The sequence below is a fragment of the Cohnella sp. genome, assembly GCF_041640265.1.
Classification (GTDB): Bacteria; Bacillota; Bacilli; order Paenibacillales; family Paenibacillaceae; genus Cohnella.
In genome coordinates, this window is the sequence record NZ_JBEQAP010000050.1 from 18,883 (window position 1) to 41,598 (window position 22,716).

General features: G+C 45.8%; 16 protein-coding genes and 2 pseudogenes. 5 read left to right on the plus strand and 13 right to left on the minus strand.

Features of this window, described 5'->3' with window-relative positions; translation table 11 throughout:
* Positions 1–406: 406 nt before the first annotated feature.
* The 8 genes from ACESLK_RS24535 to ACESLK_RS24570 all read right to left on the minus strand — a co-directional run bounded on the left by ACESLK_RS24535 (position 407) and on the right by ACESLK_RS24570 (position 12,251).
* Positions 407–1,234, minus strand: a complete 828-nt coding sequence (locus ACESLK_RS24535) for a carbohydrate ABC transporter permease (RefSeq protein ID WP_373232356.1) — start codon at positions 1,232–1,234, stop codon at positions 407–409.
* Positions 1,234–2,106: a carbohydrate ABC transporter permease gene (locus ACESLK_RS24540; protein WP_373232357.1), complete on the minus strand. Its 873-nt coding sequence runs from the start codon at positions 2,104–2,106 to the stop codon at positions 1,234–1,236. Before ACESLK_RS24540 ends, ACESLK_RS24535 begins: the two co-directional genes overlap by 1 nt.
* 77 nt (positions 2,107–2,183) lie before the next feature.
* Positions 2,184–3,542 carry an ABC transporter substrate-binding protein gene (locus ACESLK_RS24545; protein WP_373232358.1) on the minus strand — a complete coding sequence of 453 codons (1,359 nt, stop codon included), beginning with the start codon at positions 3,540–3,542 and terminating at the stop codon, positions 2,184–2,186.
* A 144-nt stretch (positions 3,543–3,686) separates the two neighbouring features.
* Positions 3,687–4,124, minus strand: a complete 438-nt coding sequence (locus ACESLK_RS24550) for an IS66 family transposase (RefSeq protein ID WP_373232371.1) — start codon at positions 4,122–4,124, stop codon at positions 3,687–3,689.
* 156 nt (positions 4,125–4,280) lie between these two features.
* Positions 4,281–5,579 (minus strand): ABC transporter substrate-binding protein, encoded by a 1,299-nt coding sequence (locus ACESLK_RS24555; protein ID WP_373232359.1) that lies wholly within the window; start codon positions 5,577–5,579, stop codon positions 4,281–4,283.
* 22 nt (positions 5,580–5,601) lie between these two features.
* The gene (locus ACESLK_RS24560; protein WP_373232360.1) at positions 5,602–7,101 is read right to left on the minus strand and encodes a response regulator transcription factor; all 1,500 of its coding nucleotides are present in this window, start codon (positions 7,099–7,101) and stop codon (positions 5,602–5,604) included.
* Complete coding sequence (locus ACESLK_RS24565; protein ID WP_373232361.1) at positions 7,082–8,917, minus strand: cache domain-containing sensor histidine kinase; 1,836 nt, start codon at positions 8,915–8,917, stop codon at positions 7,082–7,084. Before ACESLK_RS24565 ends, ACESLK_RS24560 begins: the two co-directional genes overlap by 20 nt.
* Before the next feature lie 664 nt (positions 8,918–9,581).
* Positions 9,582–12,251 (minus strand): family 78 glycoside hydrolase catalytic domain, encoded by a 2,670-nt coding sequence (locus ACESLK_RS24570; RefSeq protein ID WP_373232362.1) that lies wholly within the window; start codon positions 12,249–12,251, stop codon positions 9,582–9,584.
* Positions 12,252–12,394: 143 nt separating this feature from the next.
* On the opposite strand from ACESLK_RS24570, the gene ACESLK_RS24575 reads away from it, so the two are divergent.
* Positions 12,395–13,264, plus strand: a complete 870-nt coding sequence (locus ACESLK_RS24575) for a helix-turn-helix domain-containing protein (protein ID WP_373232363.1) — start codon at positions 12,395–12,397, stop codon at positions 13,262–13,264.
* Positions 13,265–13,400: 136 nt separating this feature from the next.
* On the opposite strand, the gene ACESLK_RS24580 is transcribed toward ACESLK_RS24575, so the two are convergent.
* From ACESLK_RS24580 to ACESLK_RS24590, 3 genes and pseudogenes are all read right to left on the minus strand, one after another.
* Positions 13,401–14,045, minus strand: coding sequence for a DsbA family oxidoreductase (locus ACESLK_RS24580; RefSeq protein WP_373232364.1), 645 nt, complete (start codon positions 14,043–14,045; stop codon positions 13,401–13,403).
* A 257-nt stretch (positions 14,046–14,302) separates the two neighbouring features.
* Positions 14,303–14,466, minus strand: a pseudogene (locus ACESLK_RS24585) (MFS transporter); the annotation flags it as partial.
* Positions 14,467–14,603: 137 nt separating this feature from the next.
* Positions 14,604–15,491, minus strand: a complete 888-nt coding sequence (locus ACESLK_RS24590) for a LysR family transcriptional regulator (RefSeq protein ID WP_373232365.1) — start codon at positions 15,489–15,491, stop codon at positions 14,604–14,606.
* Positions 15,492–15,603: 112 nt separating this feature from the next.
* On the opposite strand from ACESLK_RS24590, the gene ACESLK_RS24595 reads away from it, so the two are divergent.
* Both ACESLK_RS24595 and ytxJ read left to right on the plus strand, forming a co-directional pair.
* Positions 15,604–16,989, plus strand: coding sequence for an MFS transporter (locus ACESLK_RS24595; RefSeq protein WP_373232366.1), 1,386 nt, complete (start codon positions 15,604–15,606; stop codon positions 16,987–16,989).
* 79 nt (positions 16,990–17,068) lie between these two features.
* A complete protein-coding gene (gene ytxJ / locus ACESLK_RS24600; protein WP_373232367.1) occupies positions 17,069–17,407 on the plus strand; it encodes a bacillithiol system redox-active protein YtxJ in 339 nt (112 codons plus the stop codon).
* A 91-nt stretch (positions 17,408–17,498) separates the two neighbouring features.
* Here ytxJ and ACESLK_RS24605 read toward each other — a convergent pair whose 3' ends face one another.
* Positions 17,499–18,425 carry an ArsR/SmtB family transcription factor gene (locus ACESLK_RS24605; protein ID WP_373232368.1) on the minus strand — a complete coding sequence of 309 codons (927 nt, stop codon included), beginning with the start codon at positions 18,423–18,425 and terminating at the stop codon, positions 17,499–17,501.
* 126 nt (positions 18,426–18,551) lie between these two features.
* On the opposite strand from ACESLK_RS24605, the gene arfA reads away from it, so the two are divergent.
* On the plus strand, positions 18,552–20,060 hold the full coding sequence (arfA, locus tag ACESLK_RS24610; RefSeq protein ID WP_373232369.1) for an arabinosylfuranosidase ArfA: 1,509 nt from the start codon (positions 18,552–18,554) through the stop codon (positions 20,058–20,060).
* A gap of 131 nt (positions 20,061–20,191) precedes the next feature.
* On the opposite strand, the pseudogene ACESLK_RS24615 reads toward arfA, so the two are convergent.
* Positions 20,192–21,481 (minus strand): annotated as a pseudogene (locus tag ACESLK_RS24615) (alpha-L-fucosidase).
* Between the two features lie 206 nt (positions 21,482–21,687).
* On the opposite strand from ACESLK_RS24615, the gene ACESLK_RS24620 reads away from it, so the two are divergent.
* Positions 21,688–22,521 carry an AraC family transcriptional regulator gene (locus ACESLK_RS24620; RefSeq protein WP_373232370.1) on the plus strand — a complete coding sequence of 278 codons (834 nt, stop codon included), beginning with the start codon at positions 21,688–21,690 and terminating at the stop codon, positions 22,519–22,521.
* Positions 22,522–22,716 lie beyond the last annotated feature (195 nt).

The following is a 22,716-nucleotide window of genomic DNA, read 5'->3' on the forward strand; positions in this document are numbered from 1 at the left end:
ATATTGATTATCGTATCATGTTCTATTGATCCAAGTGTACGAAGTATCTTCCAATAATAAAAAAGACAGAGATTTCAGCCGTTGAATCTCGGTCTTTTTGTGTTTTATCGGTTCTATAAATTTGCTGATTAGTGATCAGAGACCTCCGATATTATTATAAAATAAGGGATGGAGTAAATCAGTGGTCATTTTTTTTAATGAATGTCCGTTTTTTTACTATCGTAGGGATGCGGAAAAGGTGGGGAATTTGTTAGAGAGGATTGTATAGAGTTCAAGAAAGAAAATATACGGTAAGCCCTCGTCTGTATCCGGCTTAGCGTTATTTTTTTATAGTTTCTGATATTGTAAAGAAAAGGACTGTCGCACAAGTAAATTTCTACTTTTACGACAGTCCCTCGTGGGCTTATTACCCCTTAACCGCCCCGCCGACAATTCCTTTAATGAACTGCTTTTGAAGGAAGAGGAACGTAATGATGAGCGGAAGAGTACCTAACAATATGGCGGAGAAAATCATGGCCCAGTTGTTGTTGTATTGTCCTGTAAAACTGAATATCGCGATCGTAATCGTGCGATTTTCTCGGGCTTGAAGATAAAGAAGCGGCACGAGAAGGTCATTCCAGATCGTGAGGCTGTTCGTAATGATAACTGATGCAGTTACCGGCTTCATTAACGGAAATACGATGGTCAAGAACGTCCGGAACGGTCCGCAACCGTCAATCAGAGCTGACTCTTCCAATTCCCTCGGAACTCCCTTTAAGAACCCCGAATACAAAAACACGGAAAAAGGAATGGTTAGCGCGATGTAGATGAAAATGACGCCCTGATGCGTGTTGATCATATGCATCATTTTCAAGAGCTTATAAAGCGGAATCATGGCTAACGGAAACGGCACCATGATACCCGAAATGAAGTACAGGAAGAACGAGTTCGTCAGCTTGGTCTTGGATCTTGCGATCGGATACGCGGCAAACGCGCTGACGAATACAACGCCCGCAAGCGATACCACCGTAATCAGCAAGCTATTCCCGAAAGCCGAGAAAAGATGCGCGGTCTTCCAAGCCTCCGCGAAATTGCTCCACATCCATTGCTTCGGAATCGAAAGCGAGGATTCAAGCAGCTCCTGCGGCGATTTCACGGCCACGTTAACAAGTACGACTAGAGGTAACGCAACGATAAACGCCCACAACGACAGAACCAGACCGGATAATGATTTTCTTGCGAGAGATGCGGGCATCAGGCTTCAATCTCCCTTCTGCGAAGAATGCGGAGTTGAAACACCGAGATCAGCAGGATAATGACGAACATGACGATAGCGATCGACGTTCCGTATCCCATCTCGTTGAAATTAAACGCCTTTTTATATAAGAGAATCGAGAGAGACTCTGTTGCCGTCCCCGGTCCTCCTTTGGTCATGACGAATATGAGATCGAATACTTTCATGCTTCCGATGATCGAGATCAGGATATTAACCGTAAAAGCAGGCGCGATTAGTGGAAAAGTGATTTTGGTGAATTTTTGCCACCTACTGACTCCGTCAATATCCCCTGCCTCATATAGATCCGCAGAAATCGCTTGGAGACCAGCAAGATAGATCACAATCGAAAGTCCTGTCCATTGCCATATGTTCGTGAAAACGACGCTATACATCGACCACTTCGGATCTCCCATCCAATCCTGAGCCCATTGTCCAAGGCCGATGCTCTCCAAGCCCGCATTAATGATTCCGAATACCGGGTTATACAAATAACTCCAAATAAATCCGATTGCCAGAGCGCTTAACAATGCGGGAACCAAATAAAAAACGCGCAGGAAGCGCATGATCCAACTCGACCCGTCGACTAAAATTGCGAGCAACAACGAAAGGATATTCTGAAGGATGGTGACAAGTAAGGCGAATACGACCGTATTCTTTAATGCGATCCATACTTCGGAATCATGAATCAGTTTTTCGTAATTTTTGATACCGATAAAATGAAAAGACGGATTTAACCCATCCCAGTCCGTCAAGCTGAAGTAAAAACTGCCTGCCATCGGAATCATGATGAAAAGAGTGAAGATAAAGAAAGCCGGCAACATAAATAACAGCTGAATTCCTGGTTTCTGCATTCGCTATCCCTCTTATTTCCGTGAAGACCAGGCGGATGGCTCCACCTGATCCTCATCGTTTTTCTAGTCTAGAGTTCTTACTGGCTTTTTTTCTCCGTGAATACTTTATCCATTTCTTTCAGCATTTTATCGATGGAATACGATTTGCCGCCGTCGACCAATACGTTCTGAATTCCGGTAAACATCGTATCTTGAACGCCTTGCGGCCATTTCTGGTCAAGGAAATTGTACGTTCCAACGTTCAAGTAGGGAACGAGCTCTTTCAAGGTATCGCTGAGATCCGGATTCATGTCCGTAAAGACCGGGAAAGCTTGAGCTTGTTTGAGCAGCAGTTCGTTGTTCTCAGGCTCCGCCCAGAAGTCGATGTATTTCTTGACCTCTTCTGGATGCTCCGTCTTCGCGCTTGCGCCGATGCCGAGCGCGATCGCGGACGCCACGTATACCGGTTTGCCCGCTTCTACATACGGCAAGGGGAACATTCCCAAATCTGCATCCTTGTTGACCGCCAGTATAGCTGGCAATGCCCAGTTGCCCATGACCATCATGCCTGCTTTGCCGGTCGCCATCAATTGAACCGATTGATCATAACTTGTACCTAAGATCCCTTTATTGAAGTACCCTTTATCATTCAACGAGATGTAATCTTCCATCATCTTCGTCCAAGCCGATCCGGCGAAAGTCGCTTTGCCGTCGTACATATCTTGATCGAAGTTTGGTGTATCCCGGTAAATCGCCGATGGTGCCATTGCGAAAGGGATAATCTGCGTGACCCACAGATCCTTGTTGCCGATCGCAAGCGGAGTGATACCGGCGGTTTTCAACTTCTCGCTAAGTGCCAGGAACTCTTCCCAATTCTGCGGAATGGCAAGGCCTTGATCTTCGAAAATCTTCTTATTGTAAATGACGCCTATTGCGTTCTGGTCGAGCGGAAGCGCGTAGACTTTGCCGTCCATACTTTCCATGTCCTTCGCGCCCTGCTGAAGGCGGGACACCCAAGGACGATCGGATAGATCCATCAAGTAGCCCGATTTCACGAAAGGCTCTTTCCAAGTGCCTGGGAATACGCCTAGAAGATCGGGCGCGTCTCCCGAAGCAAACCGTGTCCGGATCAACGTCTGATATTGATCGACGGGAGCGTTCTCATATTCGATCGTAATATTCGGATACTTCTCGTTGAAACGCTTGTTGATTTCTTTAAGCGTTGGACCTGCTTCCGCTTCCATGAAGTGAAGCATCTTGAGCGTAACCGGTTCAGCATCTTCAGACGGCGATGCTTCGGCACTTCCACTTGCCATGGGGGAACTTGTCGCGGCTGGGCTCGCTGGGGAAGACTCTGCGGCGTTATTCCCGTTATTGCCTCCGCATCCCGCTAATGCGGTGGATAGCAATAATACAAGCGCGATAGTGGATCCGACGAATCTCTTTCTAGATGACATTTGATGACCTCCTGATATGTTTGTCAGTTACAATATCAGTTTAACGGGATTTCACTTTAAGAAATGCAGGGTCGTTTTCCAAAAAAGGTAGGCTCGTTTTCGACAAAAAAACTTCGACGGCACAATCAACTAACAGAATTCCCGTTAATTAGAAATAACCGCGTCACGCGAGGCTATTGGACCGTTGACGCGGTTACTACTTAGGTCTCCCAGGTACGGAGACTTTTTCTTTATGTTTTTACCGTTTACTGTTGAATTATGAACGAAAGTATAAGTGGAATTAACGACTAATGTGTATGAAATTTCATACAGAATGAAGCAGAATGTTGTAACAGGGGCTATTGTGTATGAAATTTCATACAGAATGAAGCAGAATGTCGTAGCGGGAGCTATTATATATGAAATTTCATACAGAATTAGAATGTAGAGGCTTTGGTTTAGACATGTGGAAGCAACGCTGCTTATTCGAGCGAATACATCTGCTCCAGCTTTTGTGCGAAATGCGCCTGAAACCTTATGTTCCACTTTAACGATATGGATATCACGTTCCACTTGGTTGTTATCGAATGGTATCTCTCGTATCTGGGAGACCTAAGTAGTAACTATTACGCGAGGCTATTGTGACCGTTAACGCAAATTCGCTGAATTTGTGAAACATAACTACTATATAAGGTGCAAATACTCGTTAGCTAATTGTGCCGTCGACAAAAAAAAGCCCCCGCGAAACCGCCAAGGGACTCATTCATAACTTGATTTTGCTTCCTCGAACACTTTGTCTAGCTCGCTTAACGCCTTACCGACCGGGTATGTTCCTCCGCCAGCCATCAAATTTTGGAGTACTTGGAACAAAGTATCCTGTACGCCTGAAGGCCAATTCTGATCTAGGAACGGATACGTGCCCGCTTGGAATGCCAGTTCGATCTCTGCCTGCGCTGGGTCGAGTTCGGGCGTAACATCCTTATAAACGGAAAACGATTTCGTTTTCTCTAGGAACAAGGTATAAATATCGGGACGACTCCAGTACGCCAAGTACTTCTTCACATCTTCCGGATAGGGAGTAGCACTGGATGCTCCAATACCGATGCTTACGCCAGAAGATACCCAATTCGGTTTGTCCGGGTCTCCATAAGGCAGCGGAAACATTCCAATATTCGCGTTGGGATTCGTTAATTGAATCGGACCGAGAGACCAATTCCCCATCACCATCATGGCTGCTTTGCCTGTTGCAAGCATCTGTACCATCTGATCGTAGGTCGTACCGAGAAATCCTTCGTTAAAGTACCCCTTCTTCTCTAACCCGGCATAATCTTCGAGCATTTCTGTCCAAGGCGAGTTGGAGAATGAAGCTTTCCCCGCGTACATCTCCGCATCGAAACCAGGACGATCCCGATAAATCGCCGATGGTGCCATGGCATACGGGATGATTTGCGTTACCCATTGATCCTTCAACCCCAAAGCGATCGGGACGACTCCCTTCTGCTTGATTGTTTCGCATAGGGATAAAAACTCATCCCAGGTGTGCGGAGCCTTTAATCCCAATTCGTTGAAAAGCTTCTTGTCGTACAAGACGCCGATAGCGTTCCGATTGACGGGCATCGCATAGATTTTGCCGTTCGTCGTCATAGTCTTTCTGGCGTCGGGCAGCAGACTGTCCGCCCAATCGCTTCCAGATAAATCCATCAGAAACCCCGCTTGAGCGAACGGCTCTTGCCACTTGCCGGGGAATACGCCGAGAAGATCGGGAGCTCCGCCGGCGACGAATCGGCTGCGAATGATGTTCTGATATTGATCGACGGGGGCATATTCCACTTGGACCATTATATTGGGATATTCTTGATGAAATCGTTCGTTTATTTCCGATACGACCGGACCGGCTTCCGTCCCGATCCAATGTACCATTTTGAGCATGATCTGATCGGGCCCGGTCTGCTCCTTATTCTGAGCGTCATTCTCCGTTTCCCTTATACAGCCGGAGCAGAATACGACTGCAATAGCGATAATCAATAAGATGGAACCCGTTCTTCTCGTTGCCTTCATGCTCATCCCTCTTTAATAGAAATCATTGTTCATTCCGTTTGTACTGTTGAGGAGTAACGCCTATCCAACGTTTGAACGTTTGGCTGAAGTGCTTAGGATCTTCGTATCCAACCAATTTACCGATTTCGGTGATTTTCTTGTAACCGGTGTCAAGCAACTCCTGTGCCTTGTTCATTCGAACTCGAATGAGGTAATCGGAAAAATGATCACCGGTTTCGGATTTGAATAGCTTGGACAAATAACCGATGCTCACATGATATTTCGCGGCGAAGTCTTTCAATTGAACCGATTCCCCGTAATGTTGTTGGATATAGTCCAGAAGCGGCGGAATAATTTGCTTGGGATTGGGAAGGACGTGTTCCGAATCTGCCATTAGGCTTGCCATTCGCTCGGTCAACAATGCCAAAACCATTTCATCTCCCTGGCATGTTTTGAGATAATCGTAAATCGAATCGGCATCGACCGCTTCCAATTCGCTTTGCATATCCGAGAACTTGAATTTTAACGCGTAAAACAAGTCGGAGAGAAGGACGGAGGATTGCTTCAACGTGATTCCTTCACGCCGTAGTACGTCGAGCAGTCGTCTCAGTTCCATTTGCATTTTGGCATACTCTGCATCCCGAACGTGCTGCTCGATGCGCCTCGCTCCATCCCAGAACGGTTGAACTGCAACGCTCCGCCCGAGGACCGGCATGAATGTCGATTCTCCGAGGCGCACTTGCGATTCCAGTAATTGAAGGCATCGCTCGTAAGTTTCTTTCATGGATTCTCGGCTGGTTTTTAATCGATATGCCGTATGGACGACGTTCGCCGAACGGCGAATAAAATCGTGAATCCGATTCGCTTTTTGCCGAATACCGCTCTCGCGGTCCGTTTCGACCGCGGGAATCAAAATCATTCTCAAGTGTTCGTCCATGTCGAAGCAGTCTGCTCCAGGATGAATCTCAGTTCGGAGCCATTCAGCGACCATGACCGCGGAAGTCTCGTTCTGCGGCCAAATAATCGGGCTATTCCAATTGTCCAGCAAGACGGAGATCATTATCCAATCCCCAATAGGTTCTTGCCGTCCTTCCGCTTCTTCGCCGGCACCGTTCAAACCGCGAACCTTCATAGATAACGTCCAATTTCGTTCCTGACGGCTTTTCTTTTCTTCCCTTCGCGCAGCCTCGACCATTCTATCCATAGCGGCATAGAGTTCGGGGGCGGGAACCGGCTTCAGGAGATACTCTTTGGCGCCCAGCTTCAGAGCGCTGCGAGCGTATTCGAAATCGTTGTAGCCGCTAAGCATGACCGCTTGCAAGCGGGGATATTGTTCGATCAGCCTTCGAATGACTTCCAGCCCGTCCAAGCCCGGCATGCGGATATCCGAAATGACGATGTCGGGTACCCATCTGAGAGCGTGGGCGAGAGCATCTTCTCCATTATCGAAACCGACGATCTCGTGCTTGTCCTCATAAGGCTTCATCAGATGCCTGAGTTCGTCCATCGCAAGCGATTCGTCCTCAATCAGCATGACCTTCATGGCGTTCTTCCTTTCCGTCCAGTCGAAGGGGCAGCTTCAGCATGACGATTGTTCCTTCCAAGGCCCCGTTCCTGAATGTCAATCCATACTCGCTTCCGTATACCAAGCGCAGCCTCTGCTGAATGTTGACTAGCGCGATTCCCATGTGCTCCTCATCCGTATCGGCTCCACGCATGGCTCCATCGTCGATGCGACGTGAAAGCTTTTCCTGAATTTTCGCGTCCATGCCTACGCCATTGTCTGTTACCGTGATATCAAGTGTGTCGCCGCTAGCACTCACACGAACGGAAACGATGCCGCCCGATTTCCGTTTCTCCAAGCCATGGACGACCGCATTCTCGACAAGCGGCTGAATCATTAATCGAAGAACTTGGGCATCTAGCAGGTCTTCTGGAATATCTTGTTCAAACACGAATCGATCCTGAAAGCGATACTTCTGGATTTTAATGTAGCTTTCTATCAGGTGTAACTCTTCTCGCAGCTCGACCGTTCTATTCCAATCGTACAAGCTATAGCGGAACAAATGGGCGAGCGACTCCGTGACCTCCACGACGTCCTCGGACGCGCCTTTTCTTCCGAGAGATTTAAGTATCGTCAACGTATTGAACAAGAAATGGGGATTGATCTGAGCCTGCAACGCAACCAATCGCGCGTCCTTCTCACGAATTTCCGCTACATACACTTTGGCGATCATATCTTGCAAGCTATCCAGCATCTGATTGAATACTTTGCTGAGCAAGCCGATTTCGTTGCGGTTGCCCGACTGCTCCGCACGAACGGTAAAGTCCCCGCGCTCGACGTGCCTCATCGTTACGATCATTTTGCTCAGCGGGCGCGTCACTCCCGTAGCGATAAACCAGGCAAAAACGAAAATAAGAACCAACACGACTGCTTCGATCCCCATGACGGTGTTGCGAATCACTTTTAACTGCTTCGTAATGGCATCCATCGGCGTTAGGATCAGCGCCGTCCATTGCGTATAGTCCGATCGATAAACGCCATACAGGTATTGCCGTCCCTGCTGGTCGATAGCACCCAAGGAACCGTGACGAGTCAGGTGCGATACAGACATATCGGCGAGCTTTCCGCCTGTCAGCTTATCTTGATGGTCGTACACCACTTGATCCTTGTCGGTTAGTACATAGAGCATGGAGTTTAGCGAACTCTCGTTTTCTTGGAAGGAAACCAAGTTATTAAACACGTCGGAATGGATATCGATTTTCATGTATCCGATGCGTTTGCCCGTATTTAATTGGTTAATCGGACGAACGAGCGAGAATACTTGCTCTCCCAGGAAATTCGTAATCGTGTTTTCTTTCATCGTCGGCCAAAGTATAAATGGCGTCCTCGCACCGGCATCGCTATATGGATACCATGGCTCTTGTTCGATGGAATAGCCGACAGGCGGACTTCTCTTTGACCAAAAATACGTAAGCTCTTTTTGCTTTTCGGAGTACAGATAGATCCCTTGAACGGCCGGCCAAGATACCGTCAAATTCAGAAGATGGGATGTCACTTGTTGAGCAAGATTCGCCTGTTCTACCACGGTCATTTTCTCGTCCTGCCCTACCGCCTTCTGGATAATCGGATCGTTAAAAACGGATAAGCTAAGCTTCTCCAGGTCTTCCGTGTATAGCTCGAGCGAACGCGAGATCTGAGCGCTGTTGCTTCCTAACAATTGCAACGATTGATTCTTCAGTTCGTTAACGCTGCTATAGTAATAGAACACTCCACTGCAGATAAAAGAAAACGCGAATAAAAAGGAAAAGCTTATGACAAGCTTCGTCTTAAGATTCCACGATTGCCAATGTTTCATAATACCCTCTTGTGCATTTCTCTGAATGCCTCAGGCGTGATGCCTTCAATTCTACGAAGGAGATATCGATGGGCGAAACGAACAAAAGGCCTAATTGTATTCCACTGATGGTACTTCATGAATACTAGCATTAATGTTCCCCCAGGTTGTATAAGAGTAAACTCAGTGCCCCAAATATAAACGACAACGGACAGCACATAGGTTGGCAGCAAAGTAAGGCAAAAGAGTGAAATGCCCCCCTGAACCGCCTTAGCGACCAGGAGAGCTATAATTATTTATTTAGGCTCTGTTCAGGAAGGTTGTTGCTTACGTACCCTCTATGAAATATTCTGCATACGTTAGCCAGCGGTGCACGATGACACAGCTTTAACTGTAAAAAAGTGCATCTAATTGTTTGATACTAGCTCATCTTCGGGTAGTTAACTGCATTTCCTACATCTATTCGAACCGAAATTGGCCCATTCATCCGAAAACATCCGAAATAGATGTATATTCTGCAGTTGTGAATCATCTCAAACCTAGTAACCCAATAATTAACTGTATGGAATACATCTAATGTATCAAGCTAGCTAGTTAGTTAAACCTTCACTTTTTTTGCAAGTTATTCACTAGAACCCACCACCATCGGAGTTTAAGCAACAATGGTCTGGAACACAGCTTTTATTTATGAGGAATACGTAAAACAATAAACCCCTGATCCCAGAACAACCCGTACTCCATTCTCAACAGACTGAATACCGTGGATTCCAGTTACCTTCTCAGCCGCTTGACCGCTCTCGATCAATCCTTGTTTTCTAGCTCCAGGTAGAATCACAACACCTGAAGCATTCGCGGGAATCGTAACATCAATTTCCATAATTCCGCCGTCTAACCTCTTCCAAGATGAATTGACTTTACCATACATCGTCTCAAGGCTTGCTCCTGCCCAATCTAACCCTTGACCCGGTTGAGGTGTAATGTGAATGACTTTGAATCCTGGCTCTGATTCGTCAGGTCCAATACCAGCGACATGGCGGTATAGCCACTCTCCAATAGCACCGTAAGCATAATGATTATAAGAGTTCATGTCGGCACTCCAGAAGCTGCCGTCCTCCTTAATTCCATCCCAGTGCTCCCAAATCGTCGTAGCGCCCTTCGTCACCTGATATAGCCAAGATGGATAGTCTTTCTGGAAGAGTAACCGATAGGCAAGCTCATTATTTCCCGTCTCGCTGAGCACCGGATTTAAATAAGGCGTACCAACGAAGCCGGTAGTTAAATGGTCGCCTGCTTCAGCCAGTAGATCCGTAAGCTTTCTAATCGCTCGTTCTTTAGCAACTCCTTCTAAAAGACCAAAACGCAAAGCCAATATTTGAGCCGTTTGGGTTGGGACAGATATCCGACCTGAAGGTGTAACAAATTCGTTATGAAACTCTTTAACAATTTTCTCATGCAAATCAAGAAAATATTGTATATCCTCTGTTCGATCAAGTGCCTGAGCGGCTTTCAATGTGAGCGAAACTGAATAGGCGTAGAATGCGGTTGCGATATAATCGCGGTCTGTAGCTCCAATATAGCTATCTGGCTTAGAATCGAGTGCAAGCCAGTCTCCGAAGTGAAATCCTGTATTCCACAGATACGGGTTGCTTCCTTGTCCATAAATGTAAGAAACCCAATTTTTCATGCTATCGTATTGCTCTTCAAGTAACCTCTTGTCACCATACATTTCGTAAATCGTCCAAGGGCAGATCGCAGCCGCATCACCCCAAGCAGCGGAGGAGTGGCTCGTTTCCCCCCAGCCTGAAGAGAAAGATTCCTTTAAATTTGGAATATAGAATGGAATACCGCCCTCAACCGTCTGGTCGGCTTTCAAATCCCGGAGCCATTTGGTGAAAAATGGGGCTGTATTCATTAGATATGACGCTGTGCGAACAAACATCTGCGCGTCGCCTGTCCATCCAAGCCGTTCGTCCCTCTGCGGACAATCGGTCGGAACATCGAGGAAATTTCCTTTTTGTCCCCACAGAATATTATGATGCAACTGATTTACGAATGAATCGGAGCATTCGAAATTTCCGGTAGGCTCCATATTTGAATGCAGAACAATGCCAGTGAAATCCTCCAAACGGGCAGTGGCCGAAAATCCTGTAAGCTTCACATATTGAAAGCCTTGAAAGGTGAAATGAGGCTCATAGGTTTCCGGTTCTCCGCCTTTTAACGTATATCTAATTTGCTGTTTGGCTCGGCGTATGTTTTCTCGGTAAAAATTCCCTTCCTTATCCAACACTTCCGCATGCTCCAATTGTACGGTTTGTCCGGACTCGCCTTGCACGTTGAAATTCAACCATCCCACCATGTTCTGTCCCATATCCAGAACTCGATCACCTTGCGGCGTTATTAATAGGGCAACAGGCTTCAATTTCTCGACTTTGGTCACTGGAACATTTTCTTGAGCGACAATAATGGCCTTCGAATGGTTAATCTTTTCTACTTGATACCAGCCATCATCTGAAGGATAGGTCCAATCCTTCTCAAGCCGGGCATCATAGGTCTCACCCATATAAATATCTGACATCCGAATTGCACTTTCCGCTGCCTGCCAATCCGGATTGGAAACGATGCTCACTTCAGAACCATCTTGATAGCTGATATGAAGCTCCAAAAGCAGCGCTGTTCTCGATCCGTACATTTCCTTATGGTTCTGCCAGCCAAGATAGCCTTTATACCAACCGTTTCCAAGCAAAGCACCAAGTGCGTTTGTACCCTCTTCTAGTAGATCAGTAACATCATAAGTTTGATACTGCAGCCTTTTCCCATAACTGGTCCAGCCTGGTGTAAAGTAATGTCCACTTACTCGAATCCCGTTCAGCTGCAGCTCGTACAAACCAAGTGCTGTCACATAAACTCTTGCGGATGAAATTTGACCGGTTACTTCAAAAAAAGTGCGAAGCTGTGGACATATTTCAGAGTCTTGAGGAAATTGTGCGATTGGCGCACTGATCCAGTCTGCTTGCCATAGATTTGCATCTAAGAGCCCCGTTTCAAAAAATGCTGGCTCAGACCAATCCGAACACGTTCCTTTACTATCCCATGCCTTAATACGATAATGATAGCGTTGCTTAGCCACTAGTTGCAGCTCGTCCAATTCAATATGAATAGACTGCGAAGACTCAATTCTTGTGGAATCCCACAGTAATGTATGAAATAAAGTGTCTTTCGAAATTTGTATTTGATAAGCAGTCTGTACACAATCTCTTTCGTTTGAAAGCAACTGCCAACTAATTCTAGGAACATTTACATCAATTCCTATTGGATTTTCCTTGTACTCGCACCGAAGCTTAATAATAGCGAACATTCAACTACTTCCTTTCTAAACTAGAATAGAATAAATCTTGTTATCACAATATAATTATAGCTGTGAAGCTTGGGATAACACCCGCTGAAATGGACTAATTATCCTTGCAATCACGCCAATCTCTTCAAAGGGGAGGGTCTCCTATGAACAAGCCGACTCAGTTGTTCAAGGGTGAAGTTTTTTTAGAGAGTAATCTTCATTTATTGGTCAATCGCTATACGGAAGATTTTATCGTTCCTTTTCATGCTCACGACTTTATTGAATTTTGTTATGTTGCTGAAGGAAAAGGATTTCACCATATTGAAAATGAAACGATTCCTGTGAGTAAAGGACAGCTGTTTGCAATTCCTGTAGGGATTTCTCATGTGTTCCGTCCTACTTCTCCTGATTCTATTAGTGACCCTCTTATTGTCTATAATTGCCTGTTCGATTCCCATATGGTCGAACAATTAATAGTTATTCTGCAGGACCAGCCAATTCGAGAACATCTGACTGAGCTTGAAACCAGCACCTTGTCGTATTACTCCATCTTCGATCGGGACGGTTCAATTGAAAGTTTAATGCAAATGCTTTACCGTGAAATATCCGTTCCGAGAATAGGTTCTACAACGATGCTGCATACATTGTTGAGTCAGCTAATCGTAACTGTATACCGACAGAAACATACGGAAGCGGGAAAAACAGCAACGCAATTTGCCGACTTCACTCAAGTTATTCAATATCTGGAACGAAATCTTGCAGAGACAATCACATTATCTGATCTAGCTCAGATGTCAAAGTGGAGTATTAGGCACCTGCAACGTATGTTTCATCGTCAAACCGGCCAATCCTTTGGTTCATTTCTGCAAAATCTGCGTGTTCAAAAGAGCTGCGAGTTTCTACGTATTTCCGAGCACAAAGTTAGCAGCATTGCCGAGTTCGTAGGTTACCACGACATTGATTCATTCAATGGCGTTTTTAAGAAGATTGTTGGAAAAACTCCGACGGAATATCGTAAAATCTACAAGTCCTAAAATCTATATTTAGACGACAATGTAGGGACATTTGTGCATTTTCATATGACACAAATGTCCCTACATAAAAAATAAAAAGCCTTGAATCTCAACCAACTGAAATTCAAGACTTCTTCATGATTTGATATTCTTATGTTCATGTTGACCTTTTTTCATTCCACGCCGTCCGTAAAGCATTGAGAAACTTGTCGCTAGGCTGTGCCCCCGATACGGCGTATTTGCGGTCAATAACGAAGTACGGCACGCCTCTGATGCCAAGCCGACTTGCTTCATCTTCATCCGCGCGCACTTCGGCGGAATAATCGGTACCGGCAAGCACCTTGAGCGATTCATCGCGATCCAACCCGGCCTGAACTGCCAATTCAGCCAACGTTTCATGATCACTTAGATGCCGGGAGTCAGTAAAGTATGCCCGAAACAGCTCCTGCGCCATCGGATTCGCTTTATCCTGCTTGGCCGCGTATTGCGCCAACCTATGGGCATCGAATGTGTTCGTCAAAATCAAAGTGTCAAATTGGAACGAAAGCCCGACTTCCTTCGCTTTGCTGCCTAGATTCTCGTTCATCGCAATCGCTTGCTCTCGGCTCATGCCATACTTGGCGACCAGCATGTCATGTACATCATGATCAACATCCCTTTGAGCTTGTGGATCGAGCTCGAAGCTTCGGTAAACGACCTTCACATCGTCTTTTTGCGCAAATTGCTCAAGCGCCGTTTCTAGCTGTTGTTTTCCGATGTAACAGAAGGGGCATGCAAAATCAGACCAAACTTCAACCTCCATATCAGAAACCTTCTTTCTCCTTTTGAATTTTGAGGCCTTCTTGTTGTAATCATTATAGTTACAACGAGAGAAGGTGTCAACACGAAGACGCAGAAATGAACCATAATTTCGAATTTGTTTTTAGATTCAAACTATCTGGCTTTTTAGCAGAGCAAAGGACTGTCACAAGACAACCCTTCCTGTTAACATTGACTGGTAGCCCGATTGTTCTTTTAAGCAACTCTGGCGCATAAGGAAAAGGCGCTCCTAATTTGCAGAATGATACGGAAGATGATGAGCTGCTCAATAGTCTGGGCGGCTGCACAGGCGCTGAACTGATCGTAAATAAAACGATGGTGATTATAAAAATGCGTTTAGCTCCGAATTTGTCCGTCATCCAGTCGGCAAGCGGAATAACGGCAGCAAGTGCTAAAGTATAACCGTTAAATTTTTTAACTCAACATGTTAAAAAGCCTCAGCGAGATAATGCCGAAGCTTTATGATCATGACTCAGTTTTGTTGGGTGTCTGGACATCCCCCACCTACTTCGTTGAGGAAGGAGACTTCTGGCGTATGTCGTTAAATTGTCTGTTTGGACAACGCTCCGAAATATTCCACGACAACCTCACGGAATTCCAGAGCAGCCCGCGAAATGTACCGACTCCTGTGCCATAATAAAGCTATTTCCCGTACCAATTCATGATTCTCTACTTGGAGATATTTAATTTGTTCCCGTGAATTCCTCGCCGTGCTAGGTATGAAGGCTATGCCAATTTCGGCTTCCACAAGAGTGCTTAGCCTTGCGGGTTCATCCCCCTCATACACATATTTAGGTACAAATCCAACCGATTTACATTCAGAGTCCACTAAATCTCGAGTACCGTAGCCTCTCTTCACACCGACAAACCATTCATCCCTTAGTTCTGTTAAGGATACGCTACCTCGGTCTGCCAGTCGATGTCCATTTGGAACAGCTACAAGGATTGGGTCGATGAACACGGTTTGACATTCAATGTCATCCCCCTGTATTGGAGGTGAGGACAAGCAGAGATCGACCTCTCCTCTATGAAGAAGCGTAACCATTTCCTGCGTGGTCCGCATTTGCACATGAAATTGGATATATGGCCGCTTTTTCCGAAACTCTCGAAGGATATTTGGTAACGTGCTTGCGGTGGTCACCGCCAATTCGAGTGTGCCATGTTCCGGACCGGACAAATCGCTAATCTCCTGCTTCCCCTGTTCCAATTCAAATAAAGCTCTTTCTACACGGTGAAGGAATCTGTTTCCGAACTCATTCAATCGCAGCTTCCTCCCTATTCGATCGAATAGAGGGACCCCTAGATCCTCCTCCAAGCGTTGAATCGTTTTGCTTAGAGACGATTGAGTAACGTGCAGAATTCGTGCAGCTTCGGTCACATGTTCCAATCGAGCTACCGTGAGAAAATATTGCAGTTGAAGAAGTTCCATTTAGCACCCTCCACTCATTCCCTCGAGTTAATGAAATCATAACATAAAATGCGTTGGAATGAATAATCGATTTCAAGTAAGATGACATCAATACACTTTAGGGGGGACAAAAATGAATGTTCGCAGCAGGTGGTTGTTGATTTCCGTTGGATTGGGGGTGCTATTGAATCCATTAAATTCTTCGATGATTGCTGTTGCTCTTGCAAGGCTGCAAAATGCGTACCACCTTGACTTTACAGGTGTTTCCTGGATTATTTTTTCTTTCTACATTGCTAGTAGCGTCGCTCAACCTGTCATGGGAAAGGCCAGTGATTTATTCGGTCGCAAGAAGATATTTCTTACCGGGCTTGTTGTAGCCTTCGTTGCATCATTATTAGCCCCACTATCACCAAACTTTGGTTGGCTCATCGTGTTCCGCATTGTGCAAGCCATCGGAACTAGCATGATGGTTGCAGTTGGAATGGCCATTGTGCGAATTCATATAACGGAGAGACAAGTGACTGCGCTGTCAGTTATGTCCATATTCCTATCAGGTGCGGCAGCAATTGGGCCCTTTATTGGCGGGGTCTTGATTCACTGGTGGGATTGGCCTGCAATCTTTTTCGTCAATATTCCGTTCGTGGCGGCGAGCTTTCTATTAGCTTGGAGGACTATTCCTAAGGACGAACCGCCAACATACATCGCACGCAATATGTCCTTTCGTAAATGGTTTGATTTGATTGATGCGTCTGGGATACTGCTCTTTACAGTGGGTCTGGTTGCCCTGCTCGCCTCCTTACTGTCAGCAAAATCATCTTGGCATGTCTCCGCTCAGCATGTCATTGTCGGGCTAATAGGCCTTGTGCTGCTTGCGGCTTTCGTACGATATGAGTTAAAAGCGACGTCACCCTTTATTCCTTTGCGCACATTCGCCAAATATCCTGCGATGACTAGGGTCAATGTCGAATTCATGCTCGTTAACGTACTTTTTTACTCGCTCTTTTTCGGGCTTCCGTCCTACTTGCAAATGGTACGTCATGTCAGCGAATTCCATACAGGGATTCTCATGCTAAGCTTAGGTTTGTGCTCGCTCCTTGTTTCTCCAATAGCAGGACGATGGATCGATAAATCAGGACCCAGGCCGGCATTACTCGCGTCCGGAATTCTGATGACATTTGGGTCAGTTTGGCTCGTGACATTGAATCAAACTTCACCGGTTATCAGTGTCTGTTTGGCTTTAGCTGCATTCGGTATTAGCAACGGATTGAACAATGTTGGGATGCAAGCGGCCTTGTTCAAAAGTTCTCCAAAAGAAATTATCGGTGTAGCATCCGGACTATTTAATACATCAAGATACCTAGGAACCATTCTCTCTTCATTGTTGATAGGTATCGTAATGGGAGATGAGTTCAGCGGCGGGGGATTGCAAGTGCTTGGGATTATCTTCACGGTAATTGCATTGTCCTTGGTATTCATGAGTCGGCGGCGCCAGGAGTCAGGACGATTGGCAGAGTCGTAGGTTCACCAAGTAAGGAGAATACGAGAAATATCTTGAAGCACTGGAGCATGTTCACTTAATTAGGAGAGGAATGATTCAAATGAATTGGAAAGAAATCACGACGCTTGAAGAATGGAACACCGTGTTGGAACGTTCCACCGTGCGCGGACAAGTGATTCTGAAGCATAGCACGACTTGCAAGGTTAGTTCCAACGCTATGGTAGAATATAATCATTATTTGCAAGACAACCCGAATAGCGATGTCGATTATAGCCTCGTGAAGATAATCGAATCCCGTCCGGTATCGAACCAAATCGCCGAAGATCTTGGTGTCAAGCATGAATCACCGCAAATCATCTACGTCAATAATAAAGAGAAGTACTGGACTGCCTCGCATTGGTCGATCACGACCGAGCATATAACGGCGGTGCTGAAATAAGCGCGGATTCGCCAAAAAAGCCACAGCCCGAGAAGCATCGCTCGCTGTGGCTTTTTTATAAAACCCTTTAACAGCGGACAGTTTCTTCATCTCAATCATAGAAGCTTCTGATTACAATATCCTGATCATAATTACCAAACCCTTTGCCAAAAAGCGTTAACCCGCCTCTACCCCGTTCTGCATCGTCTGCGCTTATCCGGAGAGTCCAGTTCTTCTCGTCCGCTTGCACATCATAGATTCGTACGTCTGAAATCCGCTGCCCGTCCATGAATGTACCACTCGCGTTTACCCTTAGAACTTTCATTAATCCATATTGATTGACGTCCGTATGCCACCATTCTGGTGTCAGCCTGCCTTGTGTCTTGCCAAAATCTCCTGGGCTTGTCCATACTCCAAGCAGCTGGTCATTGAGAGAAAAACGTATATCAGAAGGCCAATTCTCATTCACATTTGGAGCTTCGGATCCGATTTCCATCGAGATTTCAATCTCTCTCAAAACTTGATCCTTAAACAAATAATTAGGTACTTTATATTCTACGAAGCCTCTTGAAAACCAGAGAATGCCGGCGTTAACTCTTTCCGGATCCATAAAATAGATCGGATTATCATAATCCCCGATCACACGATTCGTTGTGGCGATTCCACATGTCGGCCATACCTTATAATCCGTATAATGACCGACTGGCAAGATCACCTCTTTGAAGTTGATCGTTGCCCTAATATCAGGTGACAGCTTTATTTGCATATATTCCGTGTTCACGAAGCAATACTTGTATGTACCTCCGTTAACCCGCTTCATTCGACTACCAACCAGCCCCGCTTGCTGGAGCTTGCTGACATGACTACTGACAATCGCGCTGCTGAGAAACAGTTTGGATGCTAACTCCTTAATATGCATCTCCTTCATGAATAGTTTATCTATTATTTGCAGTCGAACCTCGCTCGCCAATGCCTCGTAAACCTTAAGTGAAGCTGAATCTGTCCTGAGATACATATAATCACCCTTTAGAATTAGCATTTTAGCGAATTCTTAATCTTAATGTTGTAACTAGAATTACATTATGATACAAATTAAATGAGATATCAACAGTTTTGAATTCACCATTTAACTAATTGTAAACGTAACTTAGGAGGATAATTAACTATGTCACTTCAATCGACCCTGCTTATTGACAAAGATTTTGCCATCTCCCCCGTCGATCCCCGTCTCTATGGATCTTTTATCGAGCACTTGGGACGCGCAGTCTATGGCGGCATCTACGAGCCGGGCCACCCGACTGCAGACGAGAAAGGATTCCGACACGATGCAATCGAAGCTATCCGTGCATTGCAAATTCCTATCATTCGATATCCAGGCGGAAATTTCGTTTCAGGTTACAATTGGGAGGACGGCGTTGGACCTAAGAACAAACGGAAACGACTGTTAGAGCTTGCATGGTGGACGACTGAGACGAACGAAGTGGGTACCAATGAATTCGCCGATTGGGCCAAGTTGGTTGGATCGGAAGTAATGATGGCTGTTAATCTCGGCACTCGTGGTATCGATGCGGCAAGAGACCTCGTCGAATATTGCAACCATCCTTCCGGCTCCTACTGGAGCGATTTGCGCATCTCACACGGCTACAAGGAACCTCACCGCTTTAAAACCTGGTGCCTAGGAAACGAGATGGATGGTCCTTGGCAGATAGGCGCCAAAACAGCCGTCGAATACGGACGCTTGGCTAATGAGACCGCTAAAGCCATGCGCTGGGTCGATCCTTCAATTGAGCTGGTGGCATGTGGGAGCTCATCAAGCGGCATGAATACATTTGCGGAATGGGAAGCAACCGTACTTGATCTGACTTATGATCATGTTGACTATTTATCCTTGCATACGTATTACAATAACAACAGCAACGATACTGCGAACTTCCTAGCCCGCTCGCTTGATATGGATCAGTTCATCGGAAGCGTAGCGTCGATTTGCGACTATGTGAAAGCAAAAAAACGCAGCAAGAAGAAGATCATGCTCTCATTGGATGAATGGAATGTATGGAATTCGATTGGGTCCAGCCGCGCAGAAGAGCGCTGGCAGATCGCCCCGCCAGAATTCGAAGACGTTTATACGCATGAAGACGCGTTGGCCGTCGGTTGCTTCCTCATCACACTACTCAAACATGCTGATCGCGTCAAAATGGCTTGCATCGCACAACTTATTAATGTCATCGCACCTATCATGACGGAAAATGGCGGTCCTCTTTGGCTGCAAACAACTTACTATCCTTTCCTTCATGCTTCGATATACGGCAGAGGCACCGTGCTTCATCCTATCATTTCTTCACCGAAACACGATACCAAGGATTTCACGGACGTTCCCTATCTAGAAGCTATCAGTGTATATAATGAAGAGCAGGGCCATATTACGATATTCGCTGTCAATCGACATCTGAGCGATCACATGGAGATGGACGTCGACATCCGAAGCTTTGGCGATGTCAAATTGCTGGAGCATATCGTTCTGGAGAACGCAGACCTAAAAGCGGTTAATACCAAAGCCAACCCGTTTAACGTCGTACCACATTCAGGAGGCAAAACCTCTATAGACAATGGGCGCATCAAGGCCGTATTAGCCCAAGCATCCTGGAATGTCATACGTCTGCAAACTAAGATCTAAAATTCCACAGACAATAACTAAAGGGACGCAAGCACAAATTCGTGTTTGCGTCCCTTTAGTTAAGAGGAAATAGCCGGCAAAGTAGACGAACAGGTATACGAAATATTCAACTTCAACAGACATTTCCCGTTTCAGCCTCCCTTTTCCACAACCAGCTTGATGACGGTATCATGCGGCTCCCAATTTTCTTTAGGAACTTTGATGGAAATCCCTTGCTCATTTTGTTCGAAAGGAACCGCGCTGCCGTCCAGCAATTGGCAAAGTAGGATTTTCTGTGAAAGCACCGGTAAAGACATGTTTTCAAAAGCTGGCATATTCTGTACATGCAAATAGAGATGATTTCCCTTGCAGGTCATACCATAAATATGGTCTACCGGCTCGAGCGGCCCCCCTCGGGTTCCGTAAATGGCTTCGCCGGTTTTCTTCATGAAGGCGCCGATTTGCTTTAAACGCTCTACTTGGCTTGCGGGTATTTCCCCTTCCGGATTGGGAGCAACGTTGAGCAGCACATTGACGCCGCGGACAAAACTATCGATCATGATTTTGATGATATTCTCGAGCGGCATGACCCGTTCCTGCGAATCATAGGACCAATGAAACGAGATGGTGAAACATTTCTCCCAATCGATGGGAATGATGTTCCCGGTAATGTCGTGCGGGCCTTCGTCGCATTGAAAATCGCCGACCCAGCCGGATCGCGGATTGATTACGCATTTCGGCTGATTGCTCCTTACCATCTCGTTTAACCTTACCGGCTCCCAGAACCATGCCGCATCGGCGTCTGATCCTGAATGAGCAAGCCAGCTTCCGTCGTACCAGAGAATATCGATCGTCCCATACCGCGTGGTCAGCTCCCGAATTTGCTCATAGCCTTGCTTTTTCATCAACGCCGCATTGTCTGCCAGCTTCTTTGGCTTGAAGTAGCCGGGAAACCGCCAATCCATTGGCGAATAATACAGACCGATCCGGAGTCCAGCCTTGCGAAAGGCATCCGTATAACCTTTAACAAAATCGTATTTCGCAGCGGCATGCATGCTGTCGAATCATCCATAGCTGCCCGGGCTGTCCCATAGCGCAAAGCCGTCATGATGCCGGGTTACCATAACCGAATACCGAATACCGGCTTCTTTGGCCAGGCTAGCCCATTGCTCGGGGTTCCATTTTTGCGGTTTGAACTGTTCGGCCAGCTTCGCATATTCTTCTACGGAAATTTTCTCGTTGAACATGGCCCATTCACCACGCCCTAGGATAGAGTAAAGTCCCCAATGGAAGAAAAAGCCGAGCTTGGCATCCCGCCACCATTCCATATCCTCATCGCTCAAGTTCAACCACTGTGCCTCTACGCCATCCCGGCCGTTCAGTCGAACACTGCTTTTCATCATGGATGCATGCTCGGCGTCTTGTAATTTCTTGATGGACATGTTTCGTCAAACCCCTCAAATGAAATAATATTATTACCTTCCATAAGTATAAAGCAATGTTTTTACTAGGAAAATAACATAATATTATATTCTATATAATAAAATTACGTTTAAATGACTCCCTATCCGGCTTATTTTCCTATATAATCGATTTAGTTGACACGGATATGAATGTGATTATAACCAAATAATATGGGAGTGGTTCGATGTACCGCAAATATATGTTGCCTGCCTTCGACGAATATAACTTTTTTTGTTTTCCGCATTCGATCGGGAAAAACACCACGCCCCTTGAACATAATGTCAATCGCGAATCAGGGGTAAGAGATTTCAGCTTGCATTTCGTGGTAGGCGGCAAGGGATATCTAGAATTGAACGGGACCGTCTATGCCTTAAAACAAGGAGATGTCTTCCTTCATACGCCGTTTCAAAGAATGCGCTACTACACATCGGAAGACGATCGCTGGGAGATTTTCTGGATGCAATTTAACGGAAACGCCTTGGCGAACTTTATGCTGGAGAGAGGTTTTCACGAAACGTCCCTCTGGTATATGAATGAGAACGGACCGCTCGAGAAGGCCTGGCTGGAGCTGCTTGATGAAGTAGAAGTAAACAATTTTTTGCGACCTGCCAAAATTTCCGCCTTGACCTATGCTGTGATCGTTGAATTTATGTGCAATGCCATACCTTTTTCCAATAAAAGGGGTACGCACAACGTTGACCGAATCATTCATCTGCTTCCGATTATGCAAGAGGACGCTCATCTGCCATTCATCCTTGATGAGTGGGCGGACAAAGCGAACCTAACGCCGAATTATTTCTGCAGTCTGTTCAAAAAGGTAACGAAAATGACACCCCTCACTTATATTACGAAATGCCGGATCCAAAAGAGCAAGCAATTGTTGCTAGGCGATCAAAGTACTCAAATCAAAGAGATCGCTATCAACTCCGGCTACCCCAGCGTAAGTTATTTCAATAAAATCTTCATGGAGATGGAAGGCATGACCCCGGGCGACTTCCGAACCATTCATTACAAATAAAAAAGCCTTCGATATAAAGAATCTCAAGACAAATTGTCCGATAAAAACAAGAAGGGCTGCCACACGGCCAATGTCATTTAGTTTAGCTCAAAGACAAGAACAGGAATAAAAATGAAATCCGAAACGGCATGGGTAAAGTCCTGTGCCGTTTGTTTTTTTGGTGAAAGCAAAAAAAAGTGCACAGCAAACAAAGCG

What these genes read in the sequence shown, in the direction of transcription:
- ACESLK_RS24620 (WP_373232370.1), top strand. Translation starts at nt 21,688, where the DNA reads ATGTACCGCAAATATATGTTGCCTGCCTTCGACGAATATAACTTTTTT.
- ytxJ (WP_373232367.1), top strand. Translation starts at nt 17,069, where the DNA reads ATGAATTGGAAAGAAATCACGACGCTTGAAGAATGGAACACCGTGTTG.
- ACESLK_RS24590 (WP_373232365.1), bottom strand. Translation starts at nt 15,491, where the DNA reads ATGGAACTTCTTCAACTGCAATATTTTCTCACGGTAGCTCGATTGGAA.
- ACESLK_RS24605 (WP_373232368.1), bottom strand. Translation starts at nt 18,425, where the DNA reads ATGCTAATTCTAAAGGGTGATTATATGTATCTCAGGACAGATTCAGCT.
- ACESLK_RS24575 (WP_373232363.1), top strand. Translation starts at nt 12,395, where the DNA reads ATGAACAAGCCGACTCAGTTGTTCAAGGGTGAAGTTTTTTTAGAGAGT.
- arfA (WP_373232369.1), top strand. Translation starts at nt 18,552, where the DNA reads ATGTCACTTCAATCGACCCTGCTTATTGACAAAGATTTTGCCATCTCC.
- ACESLK_RS24560 (WP_373232360.1), bottom strand. Translation starts at nt 7,101, where the DNA reads ATGAAGGTCATGCTGATTGAGGACGAATCGCTTGCGATGGACGAACTC.
- ACESLK_RS24545 (WP_373232358.1), bottom strand. Translation starts at nt 3,542, where the DNA reads ATGTCATCTAGAAAGAGATTCGTCGGATCCACTATCGCGCTTGTATTA.
- ACESLK_RS24555 (WP_373232359.1), bottom strand. Translation starts at nt 5,579, where the DNA reads ATGAAGGCAACGAGAAGAACGGGTTCCATCTTATTGATTATCGCTATT.
- ACESLK_RS24565 (WP_373232361.1), bottom strand. Translation starts at nt 8,917, where the DNA reads ATGAAACATTGGCAATCGTGGAATCTTAAGACGAAGCTTGTCATAAGC.
- ACESLK_RS24540 (WP_373232357.1), bottom strand. Translation starts at nt 2,106, where the DNA reads ATGCAGAAACCAGGAATTCAGCTGTTATTTATGTTGCCGGCTTTCTTT.
- ACESLK_RS24595 (WP_373232366.1), top strand. Translation starts at nt 15,604, where the DNA reads ATGAATGTTCGCAGCAGGTGGTTGTTGATTTCCGTTGGATTGGGGGTG.
- ACESLK_RS24570 (WP_373232362.1), bottom strand. Translation starts at nt 12,251, where the DNA reads ATGTTCGCTATTATTAAGCTTCGGTGCGAGTACAAGGAAAATCCAATA.
- ACESLK_RS24580 (WP_373232364.1), bottom strand. Translation starts at nt 14,045, where the DNA reads ATGGAGGTTGAAGTTTGGTCTGATTTTGCATGCCCCTTCTGTTACATC.
- ACESLK_RS24535 (WP_373232356.1), bottom strand. Translation starts at nt 1,234, where the DNA reads ATGCCCGCATCTCTCGCAAGAAAATCATTATCCGGTCTGGTTCTGTCG.